Annotated in this window: 16 protein-coding genes; 6 read left to right on the top strand and 10 right to left on the bottom strand. The window is 62.6% G+C overall.

The genetic code is table 11. The annotated features are described in order from the left end of the window. The first annotated feature begins 99 nt into the window (after positions 1-99). Together BUC24_RS14800 and pbpC are read left to right on the top strand one after the other, a co-directional pair. Complete coding sequence (locus BUC24_RS14800; protein WP_073217595.1) at positions 100-5,736, top strand: alpha-2-macroglobulin family protein; 5,637 nt, start codon at positions 100-102, stop codon at positions 5,734-5,736. Then, positions 5,733-7,820, top strand: coding sequence for a penicillin-binding protein 1C (gene pbpC / locus BUC24_RS14795; RefSeq protein WP_073217592.1), 2,088 nt, complete (start codon positions 5,733-5,735; stop codon positions 7,818-7,820). The genes BUC24_RS14800 and pbpC overlap by 4 nt, the downstream gene beginning before the upstream one ends. Here the strand turns inward: pbpC and BUC24_RS14790 are convergent. After that, on the bottom strand, positions 7,817-8,227 hold the full coding sequence (locus BUC24_RS14790) for a DUF3293 domain-containing protein (protein ID WP_073217589.1): 411 nt from the start codon (positions 8,225-8,227) through the stop codon (positions 7,817-7,819). The genes pbpC and BUC24_RS14790 overlap by 4 nt on opposite strands. Positions 8,228-8,267: 40 nt before the next feature. On the opposite strand from BUC24_RS14790, the gene BUC24_RS14785 reads away from it, so the two are divergent. Further along, complete coding sequence (locus tag BUC24_RS14785) at positions 8,268-9,680, top strand: pyridoxal phosphate-dependent decarboxylase family protein (RefSeq protein ID WP_073217586.1); 1,413 nt, start codon at positions 8,268-8,270, stop codon at positions 9,678-9,680. 20 nt (positions 9,681-9,700) lie between these two features. Here the strand turns inward: BUC24_RS14785 and BUC24_RS14780 are convergent, their stop codons facing one another. After that, positions 9,701-10,354 carry a hypothetical protein gene (locus tag BUC24_RS14780; RefSeq protein WP_143167530.1) on the bottom strand — a complete coding sequence of 218 codons (654 nt, stop codon included), beginning with the start codon at positions 10,352-10,354 and terminating at the stop codon, positions 9,701-9,703. Positions 10,355-10,425: 71 nt separating this feature from the next. Here BUC24_RS14780 and BUC24_RS14775 point away from each other — a divergent pair, with 71 nt between their 5' ends. Next, a complete protein-coding gene (locus BUC24_RS14775) occupies positions 10,426-11,511 on the top strand; it encodes a hypothetical protein (RefSeq protein ID WP_083598937.1) in 1,086 nt (361 codons plus the stop codon). Here the strand turns inward: BUC24_RS14775 and BUC24_RS14770 are convergent. From BUC24_RS14770 to BUC24_RS14735, 8 genes are all read right to left on the bottom strand, one after another. After that, a complete protein-coding gene (locus BUC24_RS14770) occupies positions 11,504-13,513 on the bottom strand; it encodes a neutral/alkaline ceramidase (protein ID WP_073217580.1) in 2,010 nt (669 codons plus the stop codon). The two genes, BUC24_RS14775 and BUC24_RS14770, sit on opposite strands and share 8 nt — an antisense overlap. A 29-nt stretch (positions 13,514-13,542) precedes the next feature. Then, positions 13,543-14,448, bottom strand: a complete 906-nt coding sequence (locus BUC24_RS14765; RefSeq protein ID WP_083598936.1) for a TorF family putative porin — start codon at positions 14,446-14,448, stop codon at positions 13,543-13,545. A gap of 20 nt (positions 14,449-14,468) precedes the next feature. Next, positions 14,469-14,894 carry a DUF2147 domain-containing protein gene (locus BUC24_RS14760; protein WP_073217576.1) on the bottom strand — a complete coding sequence of 142 codons (426 nt, stop codon included), beginning with the start codon at positions 14,892-14,894 and terminating at the stop codon, positions 14,469-14,471. A 26-nt stretch (positions 14,895-14,920) separates the two neighbouring features. After that, positions 14,921-16,201: an alanine racemase gene (locus BUC24_RS14755; protein WP_073217573.1), complete on the bottom strand. Its 1,281-nt coding sequence runs from the start codon at positions 16,199-16,201 to the stop codon at positions 14,921-14,923. Further along, entirely contained in the window at positions 16,198-17,577 is a 1,380-nt protein-coding gene (locus BUC24_RS14750) for a D-arabinono-1,4-lactone oxidase (protein ID WP_073217569.1), read from the bottom strand. The genes BUC24_RS14755 and BUC24_RS14750 overlap by 4 nt, the downstream gene beginning before the upstream one ends. Positions 17,578-17,719: 142 nt before the next feature. Further along, complete coding sequence (locus BUC24_RS14745; RefSeq protein ID WP_073220143.1) at positions 17,720-18,370, bottom strand: TetR/AcrR family transcriptional regulator; 651 nt, start codon at positions 18,368-18,370, stop codon at positions 17,720-17,722. Between the two features lie 115 nt (positions 18,371-18,485). Beyond that, on the bottom strand, positions 18,486-19,013 hold the full coding sequence (locus BUC24_RS14740) for a hypothetical protein (RefSeq protein ID WP_073217566.1): 528 nt from the start codon (positions 19,011-19,013) through the stop codon (positions 18,486-18,488). A gap of 124 nt (positions 19,014-19,137) precedes the next feature. After that, positions 19,138-20,319 carry a DUF4124 domain-containing protein gene (locus tag BUC24_RS14735; RefSeq protein WP_229448224.1) on the bottom strand — a complete coding sequence of 394 codons (1,182 nt, stop codon included), beginning with the start codon at positions 20,317-20,319 and terminating at the stop codon, positions 19,138-19,140. A gap of 723 nt (positions 20,320-21,042) precedes the next feature. Here BUC24_RS14735 and epsL point away from each other — a divergent pair. Both epsL and BUC24_RS14725 read left to right on the top strand, forming a co-directional pair. Further along, positions 21,043-22,245: an XrtB/PEP-CTERM-associated polysaccharide biosynthesis outer membrane protein EpsL gene (epsL, locus tag BUC24_RS14730; RefSeq protein ID WP_143167529.1), complete on the top strand. Its 1,203-nt coding sequence runs from the start codon at positions 21,043-21,045 to the stop codon at positions 22,243-22,245. A gap of 55 nt (positions 22,246-22,300) precedes the next feature. Then, positions 22,301-23,644: an undecaprenyl-phosphate glucose phosphotransferase gene (locus BUC24_RS14725; protein WP_178372554.1), complete on the top strand. Its 1,344-nt coding sequence runs from the start codon at positions 22,301-22,303 to the stop codon at positions 23,642-23,644.

Genomic DNA, 23,644 nt, shown 5'->3' with positions numbered 1-23,644 from the left:
GTATCGGAGACGGCCGAGCTCGATACATTTTGTGCAATATTATTGACTTGCATGGCTAAACTTGCAAAACTGCATGCATCCCACATCGCCGGAGCAGTAATGCGTGCCATTCCCCGTTTGACCAGTTTGTTCCTCCTTGGCTGTGCCGCCGTCACTGCCAGCGCCCAGACCACCGTTCAATCATTTACGCCGCAGGGCACGGTCAAAAAGGTGCGCCAGGTGACGGCCCGCTTCAGCGCGCAGATGGTGCCGTTTGGCGACTTGCGTCTGGCCGATCCATTCACTTACGAGTGCGCGGAAAAAGGCAAGGGGCGCTGGATTGACGGCAGCAACTGGTCGTTCGACTTTGAGCGCGACCTGCCGGCGGCACTGCGCTGCAGCTTTACCCTTCGTCCGGAATTGAAGGATGTGGCAGGCAAGGCCCTGGGGGGCAGCAGCGTCTTTAAATTTGACACGGGCGGGCCTGCGATTGTGGCCTCGGTCCCGCGCGAGGGTAGCCAGATCGACGAAAAGCAGGTCTTCGTACTGGGGCTGGATGCGCCGGCCACCGATGCCAGCATCGCCGCCAACGCCTGGTGCCAGGCGGGTGGCATCAATGAGCGCATTGGCGTTGAACTCCTCAAGGGCAAGGAGCGCGAGCAGGTGCTCGCGGCCCAGGCGAAGTTTGTGGAGCGCCACTTGCGCCGCACCAGCGAGTCGCAGGGTACGCCCGCGGTGGCTGTATTACGCTGCAAGCGCACCTTTGCCGCAGCCAAGGATGTGGCCCTGATCTGGGGTCGCGGCATTGCGGCGCCCAATGGTGTGGCCACCGACGCCGATCAGAAGCTGCCGTTCCGCACCCGCGGCGACTTTACCGTGGAATTCAGCTGCGAGCGGCTGGGCGCAAAGTCCAATTGCATTCCCTTCCTGCCGATGCGGCTTGGCTTCAGCGCGCCGCTGTCGCGCAAGAGCGCCGCGGCGATCACCTTGACTGCGGCCGATGGCAAGGTCTGGCGCGCCGTGGTCGACAAGGACGAACGCAAGCAGGAGTTCATCTCGAACGTGACCTTCCCGGTACCGCTGCCGGAAAAGACCGCATTCACCGTGACGCTGCCAGGGTCGCTGAAAGACGATGCCGGGCGCGCGCTGGTCAATCAGGCGCAGTTCCCGCTGGCGGTGAAGACGGATGAGCAGCCGCCGCTGGTCAAGTTCCCAGGCCGCTTCGGCCTGATCGAAGCGAGCGCCGAACGCATGCTGCCGGTCACGGTGCGCAATGTGGAAGCACCGCTGGCCGGCAAGGGCGGCATTGCCGGCGCGATGCTGCGCGTTGCCAGCGGCGCCGAGCACGATGCCGAGGTCTTTAAATGGCTGTCGACCCTGGGGTATTCGTATGGCTCGTTCAATCAGCAAAATAACGACAGCCTGGCCAAACCGGTGCTCAAGGATAGCAAGCTGGGACCGGTCGAAAAGTTCACGCTGCCACGGCCGGATGGCGCCAGCGCGTTTGAGGTGATTGGCATTGCCTTGCCCAAGCCCGGTTTTTACGTGGTTGAACTGGAAAGCCCGAAACTGGGCGCAGCCCTGTTTGACGATCCAAACGGGCGCGCCTTCGTCAACGGCGGCGCCTTGGTGACAAATATGGTGGCCCACTTCAAGCTGGGTGCTGAATCATCGCTGGTGTGGGTCACGTCGCTGGACAAGGGCAAACCAGTGCCGAACGCCCAGGTGGCCGTGTATGCCTGCACCAAGGCCGCACTGTTCAACGGTGTGACGGACCGCAACGGCGTGCTGCGCATTCCCAAGGCGCTGCCGCGCTCCTCGTGCAAGAGCCGCGACTACTTCGTCACCGTGCACAGTGGCGAGGACTTCACGTTCACGCTGTCGAGCTGGCAGTCCGGTATCGAAAGCTGGCGCTTCAATCTGCCCAGTGGCGCGCTGGACGCGGACAACCGCATCGTCACCACCGTGTTTGACCGTACCTTGCTGCGTGCCGGCGAGACGGTGCACATGAAGCATTTCAACCGTCGCCACACGTCGACCGGCATCACGCTGGCACGCCCGCTGGGCAAGGCGGAGCTGGTGCACGAAGGCAGCGACGAGCGCTTCCCAATGCCGCTGACCTGGAACACGAACGGCATTGCCGAAAGCGACTGGAAGATTCCGGCCACGGCCAAGCAGGGCACCTATGCCGTGATGATTGGCCAGCACCGGGCCGGCTCGTTCCGGGTCGAGCAGTTCCGCGTTCCGACCATGCGCGCGCTGCTGGCCGGTCCAAAGACGCCTGTGATCGGCGACGCCAAGGTGGAACTGGACCTGCAGCTTAATTACCTGGCTGGCGGCGGGGCCGGTCTGGCACCGGTGAAGATTCGCAGCGTGGTGCAGCCGCGGGGGATTTCGTTCGGCGCTTACGATGGCTTCAGCTTTGACGTGGGCGACGTGCGTGAAGGCGTCGAAAAAGGCGGCGGCTACGATGACGAGGATGAATGCTGCGATGAAGGTGAGGGGGAGAGTGGTACGAAAAACGCTGCCGACTCGCCCGTGCGCCAGCGTGCGCTGACCCTGGACAAGGCGGGCGGCGCCCGTGTGACGCTCGATTCAGTTGGCGCAAGCGAACTGCCGCGTGACCTGGTGGCTGAAATGTCGTACGCCGACGCGAATGGCGAAACCATGACCTCGTCGACCCGCATTCCACTGTGGCCATCGCGCTACGTGGTTGGCATCAAGCCCGATGGCTGGGTGATGAGCAAGGACGCGCTCAAGTTCCAGGTGCTGGTGCTGGACGTGGCCGGCGCCCCTGTTGCTGGCACTCAGGTTGGGGTGGACTTCTTCCAGCGCACCAGCTATTCGCACCGTCGCCGTCTGCTGGGCGGCTTCTACGCCTACGAAAACGGCAGCGAAGTCAAACGTCTCGGCGTGGCCTGTGAAGGCAAGACCGATGCCAAAGGGATGCTGTTCTGCGACGTCAAGCCGCCTGCCGATGGCAACCTGATTTTGCGCGCCAAGGCGCTCGATGAGAACCAGCGCGTCGCCGTCAGCCACCAGGATGTGTGGGTGGCCGGCAGCAGCGACTGGTGGTTCACCGCCAGCGACAACGACCGCATCGATCTGCTACCAGGTAAAAAAATGTACGCGCCAGGCGAGGAAGCGACCTTCCAGGTGCGCTCGCCTTTCCGCGAAGCGACAGCGCTGGTGACGGTGGAGCGGGAAGGGGTGATGGACTACTACATTCGTCCCCTGAGCGGCAAAACCCCCACCTTCAGCATTCCGTTAAAAGGTACTTATGCCCCGAATGTGTTCGTGTCGGCGCTGGTGGTACGCGGACGTGTGGCCGGGATTGCGCCAAGCGCATTGGTCGACTTGGGCAAGCCGGCCTACAAGCTCGGTATTGCTGCAGTCAAGGTTGGCTGGGCCGCGCACGAACTGAAGGTCCAGGTCAGCGCCGATAAACCGGTGTACAAAGTGCGTGAGCAGGCCAGCGTCAAAGTCAAGGTCACGCGGGCCGACGGTTCGCCTGTGCCGGCGGGTGCGGAAGTGGCACTGGCCGCAGTCGATGAAGGCTTGCTTGAACTGATGCCCAACACCAGCTGGAACCTGCTGGAGGCGATGATGGGCCGCCGCAGTCTGCAGGTGGAAACATCGACCGCGCAAATGCAGGTGATCGGCAAGCGCCATTACGGCCGCAAGGCCTTCCCGCATGGCGGTGGTGGTGGCAAAGGGGGCGGGCGCGAACTGTTCGAGACGCTGCTGTTCTGGAAAGCCAGGGTCACGCTTGACGCCAATGGCGAAGCGCAGGTCGTGGTGCCGGTCAACGACTCGCTCACCTCGTTCCGTATTGTCGCGGTAGCGAATGCCAGTGCCGATTTGTTTGGCACCGGTCACACGGTCATCCGCAGCTCGCAGGACTTGATGCTGCTATCGGGTTTGCCAGCGGTAGTGCGCGAGGGCGACAAGCTGCGCGCCGGCGCCACCGTGCGCAACGCATCGAGCGGTCCACTGAAGGTGGACGTGGGTGCCAGCGTCACGCCGGACGGGGGAAAGAGCCGGGCGCTGGCACGCCAGAGCGTGACCCTGGCAGCGGGGCAGGCGCAGGAATTGGGCTGGGACTTCCAGGTGCCTGCGGGCGCCGCAAACCTGACCTGGCAGTTCGATGCGAAAGCCGTGGATGCCGCTGGTGCCAGCGTGAGCGACAAAATCAGCGTGAACCAGAAAGTGGGCGTGGTCACGCCGGTGCGTACCATTCAGGCGACCTTGCTGCAACTGGATAAACCCCAGTCGATGAAGGTGCAGACGCCCGCCGATGCGATCGCGGGCCGGGGCGGCATTCTGACCCACTTCAATGCGCGCCTGGGCGACGATTTGCCCGGTGTGCGTGAATACATGACGCGCTATCCCTACACCTGCTTCGAACAGAATACCTCGCGCGCAGTGGCCCTGCGTGACGAAAAACTGTGGAAGACAAACATGGCGCGCATGCCCTTGTACATGGACAGTGACGGCTTGCTGCGTTACTTCCCGTATCCGGGCAACGGCAGCGATACGCTGACCGCGTATGTGCTGTCGGTTGCGGCCGAAGCAGGCTACGAGATTCCTGTCGAAGCGCGCGAAAAGATGGAGGCTGGTCTGCTTGGCTTTGTGGAAGGGCGCGTGATGCGCTACTCCGACCTGGCCACGGCCGATCTGGCGGTGCGCAAGGTGGCCGCGCTGGAAGCACTGTCGCGCACCAAGCCGATCGCCGCGTCATCCATCGAATCGTTCTCGGTTGAGCCCAATTTGTGGCCGACGTCGGCGGTGATCGACTGGCATCTGGTGCTGCAGCGCAGTCCAACGCTGCCGGGCCGCGCCGCGAAGCTGGCCCAGGCCAGCCAGATCTTGCATGCGCGCCTGAATTTGCAAGGTACCACGATGACCTTCTCCACCGAGCGCACAGACTATTGGTGGTGGCTGATGGCCTCGCCGGATGTGAATGCCAACCGCCTGATGCTGGCGGTGCTGGACCAGCCGGACTGGCAGAAAGACATGGGGCGCCTGGCGCGCGGCGCCATGGGCCGCATGCATCAAGGTCACTGGGGCACCACGGTGGCTAACGCCTGGGGCGTGCTGGCAATTGATAAGTTCTCCAAAAAATTCGAGAAAGAGCCTGTCACGGGCAGCACCAATGTCCGCCTTGATGCGGTGACCAAAGACGCCGCCTGGACCGAAGCGAAGGCGCCGTCGCAGGCATTGCCTTGGCCGGGCGGCGCACAAGATCTGACGTTGACGCACACCGGTACTGGCAAACCATGGGTGACCGTACAGAGCACGGCTGCGATCCCGTTGAAGCAGCCGGTGTCGAGCGGCTTCAAGGTGGTCCGCAGCGTGACGCCCGTCCAGCAGAAAATCGCCGGCAAATGGTCGCGTGGCGACGTGTACCGCGTGCGCCTGGACATGGAAGCCCAGTCGGACATGAGTTGGGTGGTGGTGGATGATCCGATTCCCGCCAGCGCCACGGTGCTGGGCAACGGGCTGGGTGGCGATTCGGCGCTGGCCACGGCCGGACAGCGCAGCCAGGGCTGGGTGTGGCCCGCCTTTGAGGAGCGTACATTTGAAGTGTACCGATCCTATTTCCGCTTTGTCCCCAAGGGCAAATGGAGTATCGAGTACACGGTGCGTCTGAATAACCAGGGCCGCTTCAACCTGCCGGCCACGCATATTGAAGCCATGTACAGCCCCGAAATGATGGCCGATTCGCCCAACACGCCGCTGGACGTTGGTCCATGAAGCAAGCGGTCATTGCGGCGCTGCTGGCTACGGCCTGCGCGCAGCTGGCAGCGGCGCCCACGCCAGCCGAAGTGAAGGTAGCCTACCGCTCATCGGATTCAGTGCTGCTGGACCGGAACGGGGTGCCGCTGCAGTCGCTCCGAGTCGACATGGCGGTGCGGCGCTTACCGTGGGTCGCGCTGGCCGATATTTCGCCAGCGCTTGGCGCGGCCGTCATTCAGGCGGAGGACCAGCGCTTTGCTACCCACAGCGGCGTTGATCTGCGCGCCATTGGCCAGGCCGCGTGGGACCGGCTGCTGCATGGCTCTACGCGCGGCGCATCGACCATCACCATGCAGCTGGCCGGTCTGCTGGACGACAAGCTGCGGCGCAGCGCAGGCGGGCGTACGCTGAGCCAGAAATGGGACCAGGCCAAGGCCGCGCGCGAGCTGGAAACCGTGTGGACCAAGCAGCAGATCATGGAAGCCTACCTGAACCTGGCCCCATTTCGCGGCGAGCTGGAAGGCGTCGGCGCCGCTGCGCGCGGCCTGTTCGGCAAATCGCCCTCGGGCTTGAACCAGGCCGAGTCGGTGATTCTGGCCAGCCTGTTGCGCGGGCCCGGCGCTGCCCAATCTGTACTTGCGCGGCGGGCCTGCACGCTGGGCGCGGAACTGCATATCCCGGCCAATTGCAAAGATATTGAATGGGAAGTGGCCAAGGCCCTCACGCGCCCGGCGGCGCTTGCCGTGCTGGCGCCGGCGCCTCAGGTGGCGCAACGCTTGCTGAAGGGTGCATCGCAGCAGGTGCGCAGCACCATTGATGCGGACGTACAGGCGTTTGCGCAAGGCGCCGTGCGCCAGCACCTGGCGGCGCTGGGCGAGCGCAATGTGAACGACGGCGCCGTGATCGCGATTGACAATGCGAGCGGCGAGATTCTCGCCTACGTTGCCAACGGTGGCGATAACGACGTTGATGGTGTGCTCGCCTTGCGCCAGGCCGGCTCCACGCTCAAGCCATTTTTGTACCAGTTGGCGATCGAGCGGCGCCTGCTGACGGCGGCCTCGCTGCTGGACGATTCGCCGCTGGATGTGACCACTGTGTCCGGCCTGTATGTCCCGCAAAATTACGACCGCCAGTTCCGCGGTAGCACCAGTGTGCGGACCAGCCTTGGCAGCTCACTCAATATTCCTGCCGTTCGCACCTTGCTGCTGACGGGGCAGGACCGCTTTTACGACCAGCTGCATGCGCTGGGCTTCGACAGTCTGGTGGAGCCTGCAGGCTTTTATGGTCCGTCGCTGGCGCTGGGGTCGGCCGAAGTGTCGCTGCTCGCCCTGGCCAACGCTTACCGTACCCTGGCAAACGGGGGCATGCATGGCAGCGCCACGCTCACGCCGCGCGCGCCGGAAGTGCGGCAGCGGGTGCTCGACAGCGGCGCCAGCTTCATTGTGGGCGATATCCTTTCCGACCGGGCCGCGCGCAGCGTGACCTTTGGCTTGACCAACGAACTGGCCACCACGTTCTGGAGCGCCGTCAAGACGGGTACCAGCAAGGATATGCGCGACAATTGGTGCGTCGGCTACACGGACCGCTACACCGTCGCCGTCTGGGTTGGCAATTTTGATGGACGCCCGATGTGGGACGTGTCCGGCGTGACCGGCGCAGCGCCGATCTGGCGCGACGTGATTGATCACCTGCACCGGCAGCAGCCGTCGCGCGCGCCGACTGCACCGGCCGGGGTGGTGCACCAGCAGCTCGCCTTCGAGCCGGAAGTGGAAGCGCCGCGTGCAGAGTGGTTCATGCGCGGGACCGAGACGGCATTGGTCACACTGGTGCCCTCAGCGGAACGCACGCCGGCGATTCTTTACCCAGGCGAAGCCAGCATTCTGGCGATTGATCCCGACATTCCGGACGAAGTGGAGCGGGTGGTGTTTCACGCCCAGGCGGGCAAAGGCCTGGCATGGCGTCTGGACGGCGCAGCGCTGGGACCGGCACAGCACGACTTTGCCTGGCGCCCGGTGGCCGGGGCGCACGAGCTGGCGCTGGTGGACGATGGCGGTAACGTCAAGGCGCGCACGCGCTTTCAGGTGCGTGGAAAGCGCAACTAGCGCAGCAGGATCAGCTGCGGCACAAGGTCGGCGCCGCACCAGACGATGGCGTTCTGTTTCAGCGTCTGGCCCATGGTTTTGGCTTCAGCGAGCGGCAGGTCAAGTATCAGGAAGCTTGGCTCGCAGGGCCACTCTTCTTTGGGATCGCAGCCTGCGCCGGTCCGGTAGGTCAGACCGCGCTCGGTCAGTGTTTGCGCAAACGCGGCCTGGCGCTGTTCGTTGATAGCGGCATCGGCTGGTTCGCCAAGCGGATTGCAGGCAGTGATGAAGGCGCAGCAGCTCGCCCCAAGGGCAGCAATGGCGTCGCAGCGCTGGCCGATGTGCATGACAAAAGAAGGATCGGCGTCGACAATGAAGTCGGCGGCGAGATAGGCAGCAACGGTTTCAGGCGGGATAGCGGTGTCCATGAGCGATATGATAAGTCAGTGACCGAAACGGGAGAAGATAATGGCAGGCGAATCCGAATATAAACGCGCGCTGGAGCGCGCGGCGCACCATTGCCTGGAACATCTGGCGGCCTTGGATGCGGCGCCTGTTGCGGCCACTGCAAGCCTGGAAACACTGCGCGATCGCCTTGCCAAGCCGCTCAATGCGGGGCCTATGGCAGCCGACACCGTGATCGATGAACTGGTGCGCGACACGGCCGGTGGCATCAACGGCAGTGCCGGCGGCCGCTTCTTTGGCTGGGTGATCGGCGGGTCACTGCCGGCCGCACTCGCGGCCGACTGGCTCACTTCCGCGTGGGACCAGAACGCGGCCGCCTATGCCTGCGCGCCGGCAGAGACGGTGATCGAGGAAGTGCTGGGCGGCTGGCTCAAGGACGTTCTGGGCCTGCCGCAAGGCGCCAGTTTTGCCGTGACCAGCGGCTGCCAGATGGCACACGTTACGGCGCTGGCGTCAGCCCGCAATGCTTTGCTGGCCAAACGCGGCTGGGATGTGGAGCGCGACGGCTTGTTCGGGGCACCGCGCATCCGGGTGCTGAGCAGCGACCAATACCACGGCAGCATCACGCGTGCGACGCGCATGCTCGGCATGGGCACAGGCGCGGTCCTTGGCCTGCCCACCAACGCCAACGGTCAGATCGAAGCTGCCACGCTGGAGCAGGCCTTGCGCGAACAATCCGACCTGCCAACGATCGTCCTGCTGCAGGCCGGTGACCTCAATATTGGTGCATACGACCGGTTTGCTGACCTGATTCCTCTTGCCCACCGATACGGCGCCTGGGTCCATGTAGACGGCGCATTCGGGCTCTGGGTCAATGCAAGCGCCCGCTACAAGCATTTGCTGGCGGGCGTTGAACAGGCCGATTCGTGGGCGACCGATGGGCACAAATGGCTCAATGTCCCCTACGACAGCGGCTTTGCCTTCGTGGCCCATCCACAGTCCCACCGCAGCGCGATGGCGTATGAGGCAAGCTACGTGACCCACAACGATCTGGTACGCGAGCCGAAGGACTGGAATCCCGACTGGTCGCGCCGGGGCAGAGGCGTAGCAGCGTATGCCGCGTTGCGCCAGCTTGGCCGAAGTGGCGTGGAAGCGCTGGTCGAGCGCTGCTGCGCCGCCGCGCGCGCCATCGCCGTCGGCATCGCCGCGTTACCGGGTGCGGAAATGGTGTGGGAGCCGCAGATCAATCAGGGCCTGGTGCGGTTTATCGACCAGCATGCCGGCGCCAACGAAGCGGATCACGACAAATGGACCGATGCGGTGGCGGCGGCGGTGCTGGCCGATGGCGAAGCGTATTTCACCAACACGACCTGGCGCGGCAAACGCTGCATGCGCATATCGGTTTGTAACTGGCAAACCAGCGAGCAGGACGTGGCGCGGGCGATTGCCTCGGTGGCGCGTGTGCTGCAGGCTTAAAGGAACGTCACAAATAGATCCTATCGAGGCTTGCGCTCGGCGGTGGCATAAGCTTTCAGCACAGCGTCGGAAAGATCCACGGTTTGACCACGGCAGTCGCGCAAGGTGATCCCTGACGTTCCGGCCTTGGTGTTTTCATCACCAAACCGTATTTGCGGATCGTCCTCGTTGTACCACTTCCGCACGATCGAAACACTTTTGTCGCAGTAGTCAAATTGCGCGATCCGGTGCGATGCCAGCATGGTAACTGCACCCCGGTCGGTGAACACCACGACGGCGGAACCCGGAATCCCTCGGTTTGACAGGCCGACGAACAAGTGGCCATCCGGCGAGGCGGCGACGGTTTCGAACGACAGGTTTCTTACCTGTGCCTGCAATTCGCCATCCTTAAACACTTGCATGGTGAATTCTGGATTGCGGCGATCTGCCGTGCCGTCCGTGACCATGACGATTTTCGTTTTACCGAACGTGAAGATCTTTTCCGCGCGTGTCGCGGGGTAGGACCACGAGTCGGCTTTTGCAATGGGCGTCAGCGCGAGCAGGAATGCAAGCGTCAATGCGCTTTTTTGATCTCGAATTCGTAATTTGAGCGTCATCTGAGAATTGCTTGAAGGGTCCATTCCAGCATTATGCGTCACGTATTGTTCCAGGCACTGAATTGCCAGAAAATTCATGCGCCTGTCATCACGACGGGCTATCTTTATTCGCAGGCTCATACCCTCTGTTTTACCAACAAGGAGACGCAATGCTGAAATCGATCATCTGTCTGGCAGTTGCCGCAGGCTGCATGTCCGGCGCACTGGCCGCCACCCCTGCCGAACTGGCCTTCCGCTACGCCCCGGTGCACTATCAGGACACCGACTCAAGCGACTACCCATCCGAGTACATTACGGCCTACGATTACGACGGCGACCGCGACGCGTCCAACAACTGGGACAATCGCGGCAGCGCGCAGTGGCCAGCCACCGTGTATTACTCGGTCGTCGAAAGCTGCAGCCACTATTTCATTACTTACGCCTTCTACCACCCGCGCGACTGGACCGATACTGCCTTCGACCAGGAACACGAGAATGATCTCGAAGGCGCCATCATGGCAGTGCGTAAAAGCGGCACGGGCTATGGCGCGCTGGAAGGCATGATCACGGTCTTCCACAAGGACTTTTACTCTTACACGGCGCCGGGCAGCCCTTTCAAGGGCAGCAGCGAAAGCCTGGACGGCACGGTATCGCTGGAAGCGCACAATGGCATCAATCGCGTGAAGACGGCGCAGGAAGCGAAGGGGCACGGTTTGAAAGCCTGGCCGTTCATCGGCAACTTCACGGGCGCGGCCAACCAGGATGGCGTGATTTACTATCCGACCCTGGGCGCCGCGGAATTCCCTACTTCAGGCAACGACCGCAATGTGCCATACCGCCTGGTGGACATGCATGCGCCTAACGGGCTGTTTGCCGCTGCCATCAGCGACGCGATTCAGCCAGCCAATCAAGGACTGACGTTTGCCAACTGGGGCACTTTCCGAGGCAATACCAGCGGCGACTGCGGCTCGGGTCTGAAGACCTGCGGCACCAATTCGGCCAATGCGCCATGGGGCTGGGATGATTCGAACGACGGCGCCAGCTATCGCGGTGAATTCGCGCTCGATCCGGCCCATTTGTTCGCGCATTACTTCACCGGCACCGGCACCTTCAGCCAGCAGTACGTGAACAACCCCTACCTGGCCGGACTGCAGCGCGCAGGCTTTTCAGCGACCCGCACGCCGTCCGGCTTCCCGGCCGAACTTAATCTCGGCACTCTGTTCGGGAAGCAGGTAGGCGCTTGCAGCGCTAATTGACCTGGAAGGTGCGGCTGGTGCCGGTCAGGCCGTGAATGCTGCCGTCCCAGCCGTTTTTGTAGTCGCCGTAGTGGCGGATCCGGTATTGGCCAGCCGCGGCGTCAGTCGGGATATCCCATGAGATGGCCGCCTTCGAGGTGCCCCATACCGGGTCGACCCGCACCCAGCGGTAGATGGTGCTCCAGTCGCCATCGTTGGCTACCGTGCGCCAGGCGCCGCCGTCCCAGCGCTGCACTTCAAGGAAAGTGCCATTCTGGCGCAGGTTGTTCTTTGGGTGCCCGGTCCAGAATTCGACCTCGACCCGCTGACCACGCGCATAGCTGGCATTTGCGTCACGCACGGTCTGTCCGAAGCTTTTGAAGATCGGCGTATTGTCGAGCACCACGCCAGTCTGGAATGACAGCTGGTTGTTGCGCAGGTCGCGCACGGGTGCGCTGGCGTAAGCAGGTGCGCCAGTGCGCAGTGCTGTTGCCAGTTCATGGAAGCTTTGCTGGTAGGCGCCCAGCGTCCATTTGCCAAAGTGGGTGGAGGCGCCTTCGTAGTGCTGGGCGTCGTATTCTTCCGGGGTGGTCACGTAGCCCGAGTAGGCGTTGGCGTAGCCGGCAAACACCACGTGCTTGACGCTGTCGCCCAGTGCGGCGCGCACGGTGTCGCGCACGCGGCGCCCGGCCATGATGGTAAATTCTCCTGGCGCGGCCACAATGGCCAGCTGGCCAATCCGGATCACCGATACCGGCAGCACATCGGGTGTCCAGGGGAAGGGCTGCTGGGTGCCGGTCGCCAGCAGTACGGGCTTGACGCCATGGCAGTCGCGCACCCACTGCGGTGCAGGCGTGATGATGCCGCCCAGCGCAGTAAAGAATGGGTTGCCTTTCAGGTCGCCTTCCAAGAAGCCGTCCAGCCCGCGCCCATCTTCGGTGCCGGCGGCGAAGGCGCTGCCGATGGCGGCGGGGCAGGTGCTGCGGGTGGCGCCATCGGCAAATTGCGGGGCCACGCTCACGCGCGAGAAATCGATGAAGCGCTGGCGGTAGTCCACCGGGCCGGTAATTGGTTCCAGCGCGCCGTTGTAAATGGCCAGCGCTTTTTGCAGCTGGCGCTCACCAATCAGGCGGGTGTTGTCGAATTCGTTGGCGGTAGGGCCGGTACCATCCAGATTGAGATTGGGCGTCATGTCGCCCGCGTTCGATTGGGCGAATGCTGCCACAAAGTCGCTGTCGGCGTTGTAGCGCACACCTTTTAATTCATGTTCCCACCGCCATTCGGCATAGCCCTTGTTATCCGGGCTGAGAAGGTGATTGTTGGGCGACATCGACACGCCGTGCGTGGAGAACCAGCTGATCACGCCCACGTCGGCGGCGCCTTGTTTAAAGCGCAGCACCGTCATTTCGGGATCGATCGGGCGTCCCCAGCGCTCACGTTCCGCCTGGGGATTGCGCTGGTAGGCCGGCAGCGAGCGGTTATTGCTGGCGTCCAGCAGTTCGCCTTTGCCGATGGCGATCGAACCGGGTTTCAGGTCGCGGTGGGCCTTGTCGATGGCTTGCACAATGCCGCTGACGGCGGCGTCAAAGGTGCGTTTGTTGAAGCCGTAAGTGGTGAAGTTGTACAGCGCGTAGTGCGAGAAGCCACCCGCGCCGCTGTGGGTGTGGGTGGCCGAGAGGACCACGTTGTCCGGGCCGTACAGGGCGCCGTGCCTGGCCTGCAGCTGGCGGATGACTTCCTGCTGCACACCCTGGAACACCATGCCCAGGTCGTTGTTGACAAACACGGTGCGTTTGCCGCTGGCCTGATCGACCACGATGAAGGCGCGCGCACGCTGGCGCATGTGAACGCCGCCGCTGACCTGCGACAGGGCTGCATAACCCATCATGCCGACTTCCGCCGCTTCGCCCGTGATGTCGGCCATGCCGCGGCCTACCAGGTAAGGATCGGCGCTGGCCGCGCCGCACATCAGGGTGGCGCCAAGCGCGATGGACAAACGTCGGAACAGCATGTGCGTGGTCATTGCAGTCTCCTTTTATGTGTGTAGTGCCCTCAAAAACGTTTGGCAAGTGACAGGATCAGCGCGGCGCGGTCGACCTTCTTGCTGCGGCCCGCACTGTCGAGCACCACTGCCAGTTCACGGTTGCGTAGCGCGGCCCCGGCAATTTCGGCACCAAAGTCCAGGCCCCAGCGGGTATGAACCACGCCGAATTTGTAGTCGACCAGGTCACCGTCGCGGAAGTGCCGCATTTTCTGGAAGCCCAGGTGGCCAATCAGTTTGGTCTGTCCCGTCAGTTTATGTTCGACGCCCACGTCCAGCAGCTGGGAGCCGCGCGAATGTTCGAAGCCGCCTTCGTAGCAGGCGATGGCCTTGCTTGGATCGCCGCCCGCCAGCACGGCCGGCATGTACGTGGAGCCGCAAATGATGGCGGTGTTATTGCCGCGCAGGTCTTTGCTGGTCACGTACAGATACCGCGCTTCGACCACGCCGTAAGCAAATTCAAAAATGGCGTAGGTGGTGTCGAACTTGGTGTCGGTCAGCCCGGTGGGTTCGCCCGTGCTCCAGTCAATGCCGGTTGGCGCGTTGTTGACCTTCGCGCCCGGGAACCATTCCTGCGCCGCGCCCACGCCAAAATGCCAGCCATCCGGTTTGCCCCAGCGGTAGCCCACGGCGCCTGTCACCTGCAGCCCGTTCGTCTCCGGAAAAATCTCCTTGCGCACGGTACCCAGCTGCAGGTAGCCCACCAGCCCCGACTCGTGCACCGCTTCCATGGTCAGCTCGGCGCCGGGGCGGTTGTAGGTGTCCGACACGCCGCGGTTCTTGCGGTCGGTCAGCACCTTCGCTTCAATATCGAGCGAATAGCTTTGTACGGCCGGCTCGTCGCTTTGCGCCTGCGCGCTGTGGATGGCGCCAGCCAGGATGGCCAGGCCGATGGCGTGGGCGATACGTGTGTTCATTGGGTCTCCTTGCGGTGTTGTTATTGTTTGGTCTTGCAGCCGGGCGGAATGGCGCTCGCCCTAGTCATGACTTCGGTTTCGCCCAGCAGCTCGGTGCCAATAAAGGCCCGTACCATCAGCGTGGCATCCTTGACGCGCACAATGCCTTTGTAGTTCTTTTTGGTGCGCGGGTCGTGCACCCAGCCGTTGCGCCAGGCCTCGTCTTCGTAGGTCTTGAGTTTGGCGATCATGACGCCGCAGGCGTCGGCCGGGGTGCCGGCATCCTTGTCCCAGACGATGGTGCCGCACAGGGCGCCGGGTGCGTCGGCGCAGGCCTTGAATTCGATGATGGCTGCCTTGTCGGCGCTGAGCCAGAGTCCTGCTGCGGCGTCCTGGCTGGCCATGGCCGGCGCCACCGCAGCAGCGGCTAGAATGAAAATCAACTTGCGCAATCCTTGTGCGTTCATCTTGTCTCCTCGTCGTCGTTCAATCCCTATGGCATGGCCGGCAGAACCGGCCACCGTTGCGTAATACGGCCTGCTTCCATGACGACGATGTCGCCAAACTGCTGGAGTACGGATTCGCTCTGGCGCGGCCGGAAAAAAATGAAGTCATCCATCTGCAGGTTCTGTGCGCCGGAGCCCAGCATGGCTTGCTGGTTCGACGATGGGCCATACAGGCCGCTTGGCGCCAGGCCTTCGGGCGAGACCGGATTGGCCAGCCAGTTGCCGCCGTAGATGAAATACACGCGGCGCTGATTGGCATCCCACATGCGCGCCAGACTGCCCAGCCACTCGACCCCGTTGGGCATCAGGAATTCTGGCGGTGCCTTGATCACGGGGGTGGCGATGAATGCGGCAGGCGCCAGGTCGTGCAGGGAATCGAGGTCGAAGTCAGTTGGCTTGACCAGGGCGGAACCGAGCGCCACTTCGTTCGGCGTCTTGCTGCCGTCATGCAGACGGTAGGTGGGCGAGCCGCCTGCGTTGAGCGTCAGATCCGCCGGGGTGGCGCCCGCATGCAAGGCGTGCGTGGCAGTGGCGGTCCAGTCACGGTACACAGAGGTGGCATGTTCGAAGGCTCCGCTGCGCACCCCGGGCAGGTCGGGCAGCTTGGCGATGTGGGCGTCGTAGCCCATCATGCCGGACCATTCCAGCAAGGGCTCGGACTTGAAGATGGCCAGCATCTGCTGCAGGGCCGAACTGTCGGCCACGCCGCCACGATGCAGGCCCACATCGAGTTCGATATTGACGCGCATGGCCTGGTGGCGCTGCCGTGCCAGGTCGCGGTACTGGGCCAGCCGTTGCGGCCCGTCGATCAGCCATTGCAGTTTGGTTGACGGGTTGAAGGTCGCTGTTTTCAGGTTCTGATAGAACGCCGCTGCCGCAGCAACGGGGAGTGGTTTGCCAAGTAACAGGTCGAATGCGGGACGCTGTTCGGCCAGTTGCTGCAGATACGGCAGATTGAACACCATCAGCCGGTCGGTGCGCATGCTCGCAGCCAGGTCGTCCAGCAAGGGCAGGCAGGGAAGCGACTTGGCAACCAGGCGCAGCTGCATGCGCCCGGCGATGTTGCGCGTGACCTGGGCCGCGTTATTGTGCAGGGCGTCGCGGTCGATGACCATGGTGGGGGTGGCGATGCCCGCCGCGCGCAAGGCCGCGGCCATGCGGGCGAAATAGGGCGCATGCGGGGCGCCGCGCTGGCCCGGGTGCAGGGCCAGCGCGCCGGCGCCGACCAGGCCAGCGCCAAGGGCGGCGACCATGGTGCGCCGTTTCATGTGGCCACTCCGAACAGGGTGCGCAGATGCGGATTGAGCATGCGTCCGCGCGGGTCCAGGCTGCGCCGCAGTTCCAGAAAGTCCTTGAAGCGGGGGTACAGGGCCGCTAGTTCGGCCGTGCTGAAGTTGTGCAGTTTGCCCCAGTGCGGGCGGCCCTGGTATTTGCGGAACACGGGGCCAATTTCCGACATCAGATAAGCGTAAGGTTCGCCTTGCGCGGCGTGGACGGCAATCGAGCAGCTGTCGCGTTTGTAGAAGGGGCTAAGCCAGGCATCGTCGCCTTTGACGAAGCGAAACTCCAAGGGGAAGAATACTTCGTTGCGCTTTTCCAGTGTGCGGATCACGTCGCGCACGCAGGCAATGCCGGCGTCGCGCGGGACATGGCATTCGGTTTCATTGAAGCGGGTGGGGCGCGTGTTCGACAGCAGCAGCCAGGAACGGTTGGTGGCGTGTTCGGTGAGGCTGGGGTCGATCAGCTTGGCCGCACTCCAGCGGCGCAATTGCGGATAGCTGCCCAGCCAGTCGCGCAGGCGACGCAGGTCGCGCAGCATGTCTTCGTCCTGCGAGGGTGGCATGGCCACCTCGGTGCCGGCAAAGGGGATATGCGTGATGGCGGCCGCATAGCCGGTGAAAGGCAAATAGTAGAACTCGAAATGGCGGTGGGTGCGTGCCAGCTCCGGGGCACGCTCGAGCATTTCTTCGACCGGGGCCAGCCAGACTTTGCGGCGCAGGTTAAAGGCTGGCACCACGTTCATGGTCACCCGCGTGATCACGCCCAGCGCGCCCAGCGACACGCGCGCGGCCGCCAGCTGGTCGGGGTGGCGCAACTGGTCGTAGTCGACCAGCTCGCCCTGGGGCGTGACGATGCGCAGCGCCGTGACATCGGCGTGCATGGCGGGCAGTTCGGCGCCGGTGCCATGGGTGGCAGTGCTGATGGCGCCCGCCAGCGACTGGATATTGATGTCAGGCAGATTGCGCAAGGCCAGGCCCGCGCTGTCGAGCTGCGCGGACACCTGCGCCAGCCGGGTGCCGCCATGCAGGGTGGCGCTCAGGGCGGCCTTGTCGTGCGCAAGCAGGCCGGCTACCCGGTCCAACGAAAGGAGGGTGCCGTCTGTTGGCACCAGGGGCGTGAACGAGTGGCCGGCGCCCACGCAGCGCACCGCGCCGCTGGCGCCGGCAAGCAGAGTGGCAACGGCGCCTTCATCGGCCGGCTGGGCCAGCGCCTGGGCCTTGCACTGCACGATGCCGGACCAGTTTTCCCAGTGGGTGGCAGTACTCGCTTGCGCGGCCTGCGCCGGCGCGATGCGTAGCGGAAGCAGGCCCGCTGCAAGGGCGGCAGCGCCGGTTTTGAGGAACCATCTGCGCTGTGTTCTCATGCCGATACCAGGTCCGAAACCGTGTGCATCCAACCTCCGCAATTGTCAGAACAATGTGCTGGATAATAACGACGTATCAAAAATAAAACAACGTTTTATTTTCTGCCGTGCGCGGGCCGGGTCGGGTGCTTGAAAGGGGAACTCAGGGGCGGAAGCGGTGCAAGATGCCGGTGATCAGGACATCCATGAGGGCGTCGATGTGGACGTCGAAGGCGTCGTGTTCGAACCACATTTCCTTGTCGCCAAAGACCAGGCGCAGCGAGGTCATGCCGTGAATGCCTTCCCAGAAAATCTGGGCCATGGCTTCGATCTGGGCCTTATTCACATGGCCGGCGGCGGCCAGTTCGACGAACAGTTGTACCCCAAAAGCGTAGGGGTCCTGCACCTGGTTGCCATGCTCGAGCATGGAGTTTTCCACTGGCGTGTGCGGGCGCCGTTCCATGAACACCAGTGCGTACTGGTCCGGGTGCTGCAAACCAAAGGTGACGTAGGCGCGGCCGACGCGCTTGATGTTGTCGATCGGGGACAGGGCCGGGTCGACCGCAGCGCGCATGGCCTTGACCAGGGCCAGGACATCCTCGTCCATGGCCTGGGTGATCAGGGTGGCTTTGTCCTTGAACAGGCCATACACCACGGTCGTGGAAAAGCCCGCGTGTTCCGCGACTTTGCGCAGCGTCATCTCGCGCGTGCCGCCCGTTTTAATCAGCTTTCGGACGACCTTGATGATGTCCTTGCGGCGCTGTTCGGATTCTCTCAGCTTGCGATCCTGCACGCTGCTTGATGCCTTCGCCATGTGATCCATTCCTAAAATAAATTCTCATTCCGCGGCCCGAGCCTATCAGAAATAGTCGCGTGATGTTTAGAATCGGACACATACTGGGCCAGCGCAGGTGTCTGCACGCGCATATTTACGGCGTACTCAGCCTGATTTTGCCCGGCTCGACACAGGGAGGAAGTACCGGCGACTGCTCGGTCCTGTCGCGCACGCTGCGCCCAAATACACTGTTTAAGGTTTGTCGGCCTTCGAGCACTTTTATCAGCCGGTCGCGGCCGTCCTGGAAGGCGGCGGCGTGTCCCAGTTCGATCAGGTTGCCGTTATTCGCGAAGAACCGTGACTGATTTTGATCGGGAAACGCCGCGAAATACGCCCCGACGTCCAGCCGCAGACCACAGCAAGGCTCGGTAGAAAACTGCACTTCGCGCATGGCGCTCTTGCGACCGCGCAGGCTCTCAACCGGCTGCACTGTTCCGATGACGTCGTTGCGGGCGCCCGTACCGTCCCTGCTGGCTGCGACGCGCGCACTGACCAGGCGGAAGATGACGATCTGCGGGGCGCTGCGCACGGCAACAGTGTCCAGCGGTGTGACATCGCATGAGCAGGCAAAAATGTCTTGCGAGAAGCTGATGGCCCACGCCAGCAAGATGAATTTGTACATGAGTTCCTTTGTCTTGGGAGGCGGCGCACGCACTAGCGCGGTGACGCAATCGCATCGGACGAAAAAAATGGCAGCGACGTTTGCACGTCGCTGCCATTGTAAGTGCTACGGCGGTGCCGCTGAATCAGGGCTTGCCGTAATTCATCGGCAAGAACTGCAGCTTTTCCCAAGGGAAGCCATCGAGCACGGCATACGAAGGTTTGTTGGCAAACAGCGCGGGGTAGGGATTGGCCTGGCCCTGGGCCGTGTAGGTTTTCGGATTCTGGGCACGGATCGAAATGGCGCCCGCCTTGTCCCACACAATAAAGCCGTACTTCTGCGCTGCCTTGGCGATGATCTTGCCCGCTGCCGTCATCGGCAGCACGTCCACATTGATGGTCGGGTCAAGGCGGAAGCGCAAGCCTTCCGGAATGCGGTTCGGTGCCAGCGTCGGGTTGAAACCATCCGAACGCAGCGCCGGCCACGACAGAATGCTGTTGGTTTCCGTTTCCACCAGCGAGATGCCAATCACGTGGCGAATTTCTCCGCGTGCCAGTTCTTCGGCCGTGATCTGGCCCCCAATGAAGGGCAGGCCGGTGGCCGTGGTGCCATACGGGAAGGGGAAGATGCCATTGCTTTTGCTGACATTGGTCATCTTGCCGCCCCAGCAAGCTTGCCAGGCACCGTTCACGTTCTTGGTCACCCAGAATTCCCACAGCGTGTCCGTCGACTTCTGGTACACGGTCATTTCCGAGTCGGTCCCGTCGGCCGGGGCCGCGCCGGCAGGAATCGGCACGGCGGTCCACTGGGCTTCGAGCGCCGGTTCGCCATAAATCTTCTGCTGACAGTTGGAGTACGCAACTTTGGTGGTCGGCGTATCGGCGGCCGCGTTGTACACCGGGCTGGCATAGGCCCAGGTGTTGATGTTGACGGTGCCGTAGTAGGACGCTTTCTGGCGCAGGAAGTCGGCCAGGAAGCCGGTGGTGTTTGCATGCAGCGCGACATTGGCCGGGATCGGTTGATACCAGAAGCTGGTCGGGGCAAAGATGGCATCCGATGCCAGGGCCGCAGCGCCGGTGGTCGGGGCCGGGGCATTGGTGGTCGTGGCCAGTGGCGCCGAGTTGGCAGCTGGTGCCGGAGTGGCCGCTGGTGCCGGGTTGGCTGGCGGGCTTGCTGGCGCCGGTGCGGCGGGGACGGGCGGCTGGGTCGACGTCGCCGCCTGTACTTGATTGGGGATCGGGGCGTCACCACCACCGCCGCCGCATGCGCTCAATGCCATTGTGCTGAGCACGACTGACAGGACCGTGCGGACAGGGCGCGCAGCCACGTTTGTTTGTTTTACCAGAGCCTGAAACATACATCACCTCATCAAAGTTTTCCCGTACGGCAATATTATGCTTTCTTGAGGCAAGTTCTATTGCAGTACGTAAAAAATATTGATTCAGCGCAACAGTTTGGTATCTTTTTACTATTTAAATTGTCACTCGATTATTGCAAATGTCGTATTGGAACGTAATATTTTGCGCGTCGCAACAAAATGCGAAAATGTCTCTTTTGCTACATTACAACGGTGCGCGCGCGCGCCGTTACCCGTGCGGGATGAGCGCAAAATTCATGCATATATTCGCTAAGCAATTGATTGTTATGTAAAAAATCGTGCCATCGTCAATTGCGCGGCGGAGGAGGGAAGAGGTTGGTAGGAAGAAAGCGTAGGAATATTTCAGTTACATTCTGTTGCATTTGTTACGCACGATTCGAAATTAACGCACATGCAACAATTCAAATTAATCTATAATTTCTTCGACAATTTGATGTAAATCAAGACACACCGGGTGTGCATGAACTGATGGGAAAACAGTCCGTCGGACTGGCATGCGATCCGGGCGACCCTGTGATGGGGGCATCAAAATTGACTCAATTTCTGACCGCCATGCTGCGGCGCAGTGCGCCGCGGTTCGGCAATTATCGGAACCTGCTGTGGCTGTTGCATTCCTGCACGCTGGGCGCTGGTGTGAGCCTTTGTGCAAATCTTTTGAATGGAGCGGCTTCAATGAAATCCGATACTGCTGTGCGCGCAGCGTGCTGCGCGCAATTATTGGGAGCGTTAACGAGTTTGCCCGCGCTGGCCGCGCCTGAGCAAGTGGTCCGGCCTTACGTTGGCTATGCGTTGACGCATGAGGACAATCTGCTCGGCGCCGACGAAGGCGTCAATGGCGGCGCCGGCGCGCAATCGACCAGTTCGCGCCAGGCCAGCGCCGGTGTACTGGTCGACAAGCGTATCAGTCAGCAAGCGCTGTCAGCAGCGCTCAATTTCACCAATATTCGTTACGACCAGTTGCCAGAGCTCGACCATAACGCGCATGACTTGCGCGCGAACTGGAACTGGCGCGTGGGCGAACATGTCGACGGCAACATCGGCGCCAGTTATGTGAAGGCGCTGGCGCCGTTTGTGAATTTCCACGGCCGCGAACGCAATCTGCGCGCGGAACGCCGCCAGTTCGCTGACGGTGGCTACCTGTTGCATCCGAGCTGGCGCGTGCGCGCCGGCGCTTCGCGTTCCGACCTCGAGCATGAGCTGCTGTCGCAAAAAGGGCTGGACCGGATCGAACAAATGAGCGAGCTGGGGCTCGATTACCTGGCGCGCAGCGGCAGTACCGTGGGCACCCAGTTGCGCCACACCACCGGCCGCTATCCGTTCGGGCAGCAGGTGGGGGCGCTGCTGGTCGATAACAGTTACACGCAGGACGAGTTGAAGATCAAGGTGAACTGGCTGGTCACGCGCAAAAGCCAGCTGCAGTTTCTGGGCGGCCCGGTGCGGCGCAAGCACGATGATTTTCCGGCGCGCGATTACAGCGGCCTGAACGCGCGCCTGCAGGCCAACTCGATGGTGAGCGGCAAGGTCACGCTCGCTTTCGGGGCCTGGCGCGAAATTGGCGCGATTGACGATATCACCGCCAGCTACACCCTGAATCAGGGCGTCAATCTGGGCACGATCTGGAATGCCAGCGACAAGGTGCGCGTCGACGCCCTGTTCAAGAATGAAACCAGCCAGTACAGCGGCCTGGCAGGAATACCGGCAACGGCGCCTGAACGCGAGGATCGTGTGAACAGCGCCGTGGTCAAACTCCAGTACCGCGCCACGGCGCACTTGCGATTGGCCGGACAGGCTTTCCGCACTGAACGCCGTTCCACGCAGCCCGGAAACAGTTACCCGAGCAGCGGCTTGCAAATGTCTCTTAAATACGAGTTCTGAACGTATGCACCTGACCACAGTCCGCGATATCCCGGTGTTTTCGTTTTTTAAGCGAATGCTCGATCCGGTCGTCATCCTCGGCACCCTGTTCGTGCTCACGCGCGTGCAGCACGAGCCGTTCTCCGGCCACTATCTGGTGCTGGCGATTATCGCGTTCTTCGTGTCCTCGTATCTGCACGAACAGATCGATTCGCACCGCAACTGGCGCATCGGCAGCTTGCGCGCCCTGGCGCGCGGCATCTTTTTTGGCTGGGCCATCTTTGTCGCCATCATCGTGCTGATCGGCTACGCCACCGGGTACTCCTACTTGTATTCGGAGCGCGTGATCTGGACCTGGTTTGGTGCCACCCCCTTCATTTTGCTGGCCGGCCACCTGGCGCTGCGCCGCTTCGCCTTCGGCCTGCACAGCGCCGGGCAAACCCGCACGGTGGTCATTGTCGGCCTCAATCAAACCGGCCTCACCTTGGCCAAACGCATTGCCGAGTCGCCGCACCGGATGATGGAAGTGCGCGGCTTTTTCGACGACCGCGCCGAGGAGCGCCTGGCCGAACAAATGTCGCAGGCGCCGTTCCTGGGCAAGATGGCCGACGCCGCCGTGTACGTGCGCGAGCAGGGCATCAACATGATCTTCATCAGCCAGTCGATGTCGGCCCAGCCGCGCGGGCGCCAGCTGCTCGACGAATTGCAGGACACCACGGCCTCGATCTACTTCCTGCCCGACCTGGTCACGTTCGACCTGATGCAGGCGCGTTTTGACGAAGTGGGCGGCATGCCAGTGGTGGCCATTTGCGAAACGCCATTCTCGGGTTTGAATTCCTTGGTCAAGCGCGCCAGCGACATCGTGCTGGCCAGTATCAGCCTGCTGATGCTGGCGCCTGTCATGCTGAGCATTGCCGCGGCCGTGAAGTTCACTTCCAAGGGCCCTGTCATTTTCCGCCAGCGCCGCTACGGGCTCAACGGCGAAGAAATCGTGGTCTACAAATTCCGCTCGATGTCGGTGGCCGAAGACGGCGCCCGTGTCACCCAGGCGCGCAAGGGCGACCAGCGCGTCACGCGCCTGGGCGCAGTGCTGCGCCGCACCTCGCTGGACGAGCTGCCGCAGTTCCTCAATGTGCTGGGCGGCAGCATGAGCATCGTGGGCCCGCGTCCGCACGCGGTGGCGCACAACGAACAATACCGTGGCCTGATCAAGGGCTACATGCTGCGCCACAAGGTCAAACCGGGCATCACCGGCTGGGCCCAGGTCAATGGCTTGCGCGGCGAAACCGACACGCTCGACAAGATGGCAGCGCGGATCGAATTCGATCTCGACTATCTGCGCAACTGGTCGCTCTCGCTTGATCTGTGGATCGTGCTGCGCACCGTGAAAGTCGTGCTGGGCCGAGACAATGCTTACTAA

The sequence above is a fragment of the Massilia sp. CF038 genome (assembly GCF_900129765.1).
Classification (GTDB): Bacteria; Pseudomonadota; Gammaproteobacteria; order Burkholderiales; family Burkholderiaceae_D; genus Telluria_A.
Note: the sequence above shows the minus strand (reverse complement) of the source record. Positions and strands in the feature narration are given on the sequence as shown.

Bases quoted from the DNA above. Each gene is read 5' to 3' on its own strand.
- BUC24_RS14800 (WP_073217595.1), top strand. From the start codon at position 100: ATGCGTGCCATTCCCCGTTTGACCAGTTTGTTCCTCCTTGGCTGTGCC.
- pbpC (WP_073217592.1), top strand. From the start codon at position 5,733: ATGAAGCAAGCGGTCATTGCGGCGCTGCTGGCTACGGCCTGCGCGCAG.
- BUC24_RS14790 (WP_073217589.1), bottom strand. From the start codon at position 8,227: ATGGACACCGCTATCCCGCCTGAAACCGTTGCTGCCTATCTCGCCGCC.
- BUC24_RS14785 (WP_073217586.1), top strand. From the start codon at position 8,268: ATGGCAGGCGAATCCGAATATAAACGCGCGCTGGAGCGCGCGGCGCAC.
- BUC24_RS14780 (WP_143167530.1), bottom strand. From the start codon at position 10,354: ATGAATTTTCTGGCAATTCAGTGCCTGGAACAATACGTGACGCATAAT.
- BUC24_RS14775 (WP_083598937.1), top strand. From the start codon at position 10,426: ATGCTGAAATCGATCATCTGTCTGGCAGTTGCCGCAGGCTGCATGTCC.
- BUC24_RS14770 (WP_073217580.1), bottom strand. From the start codon at position 13,513: ATGACCACGCACATGCTGTTCCGACGTTTGTCCATCGCGCTTGGCGCC.
- BUC24_RS14765 (WP_083598936.1), bottom strand. From the start codon at position 14,448: ATGAACACACGTATCGCCCACGCCATCGGCCTGGCCATCCTGGCTGGC.
- BUC24_RS14760 (WP_073217576.1), bottom strand. From the start codon at position 14,894: ATGAACGCACAAGGATTGCGCAAGTTGATTTTCATTCTAGCCGCTGCT.
- BUC24_RS14755 (WP_073217573.1), bottom strand. From the start codon at position 16,201: ATGAAACGGCGCACCATGGTCGCCGCCCTTGGCGCTGGCCTGGTCGGC.
- BUC24_RS14750 (WP_073217569.1), bottom strand. From the start codon at position 17,577: ATGAGAACACAGCGCAGATGGTTCCTCAAAACCGGCGCTGCCGCCCTT.
- BUC24_RS14745 (WP_073220143.1), bottom strand. From the start codon at position 18,370: ATGGCGAAGGCATCAAGCAGCGTGCAGGATCGCAAGCTGAGAGAATCC.
- BUC24_RS14740 (WP_073217566.1), bottom strand. From the start codon at position 19,013: ATGTACAAATTCATCTTGCTGGCGTGGGCCATCAGCTTCTCGCAAGAC.
- epsL (WP_143167529.1), top strand. From the start codon at position 21,043: ATGAAATCCGATACTGCTGTGCGCGCAGCGTGCTGCGCGCAATTATTG.
- BUC24_RS14725 (WP_178372554.1), top strand. From the start codon at position 22,301: ATGCTCGATCCGGTCGTCATCCTCGGCACCCTGTTCGTGCTCACGCGC.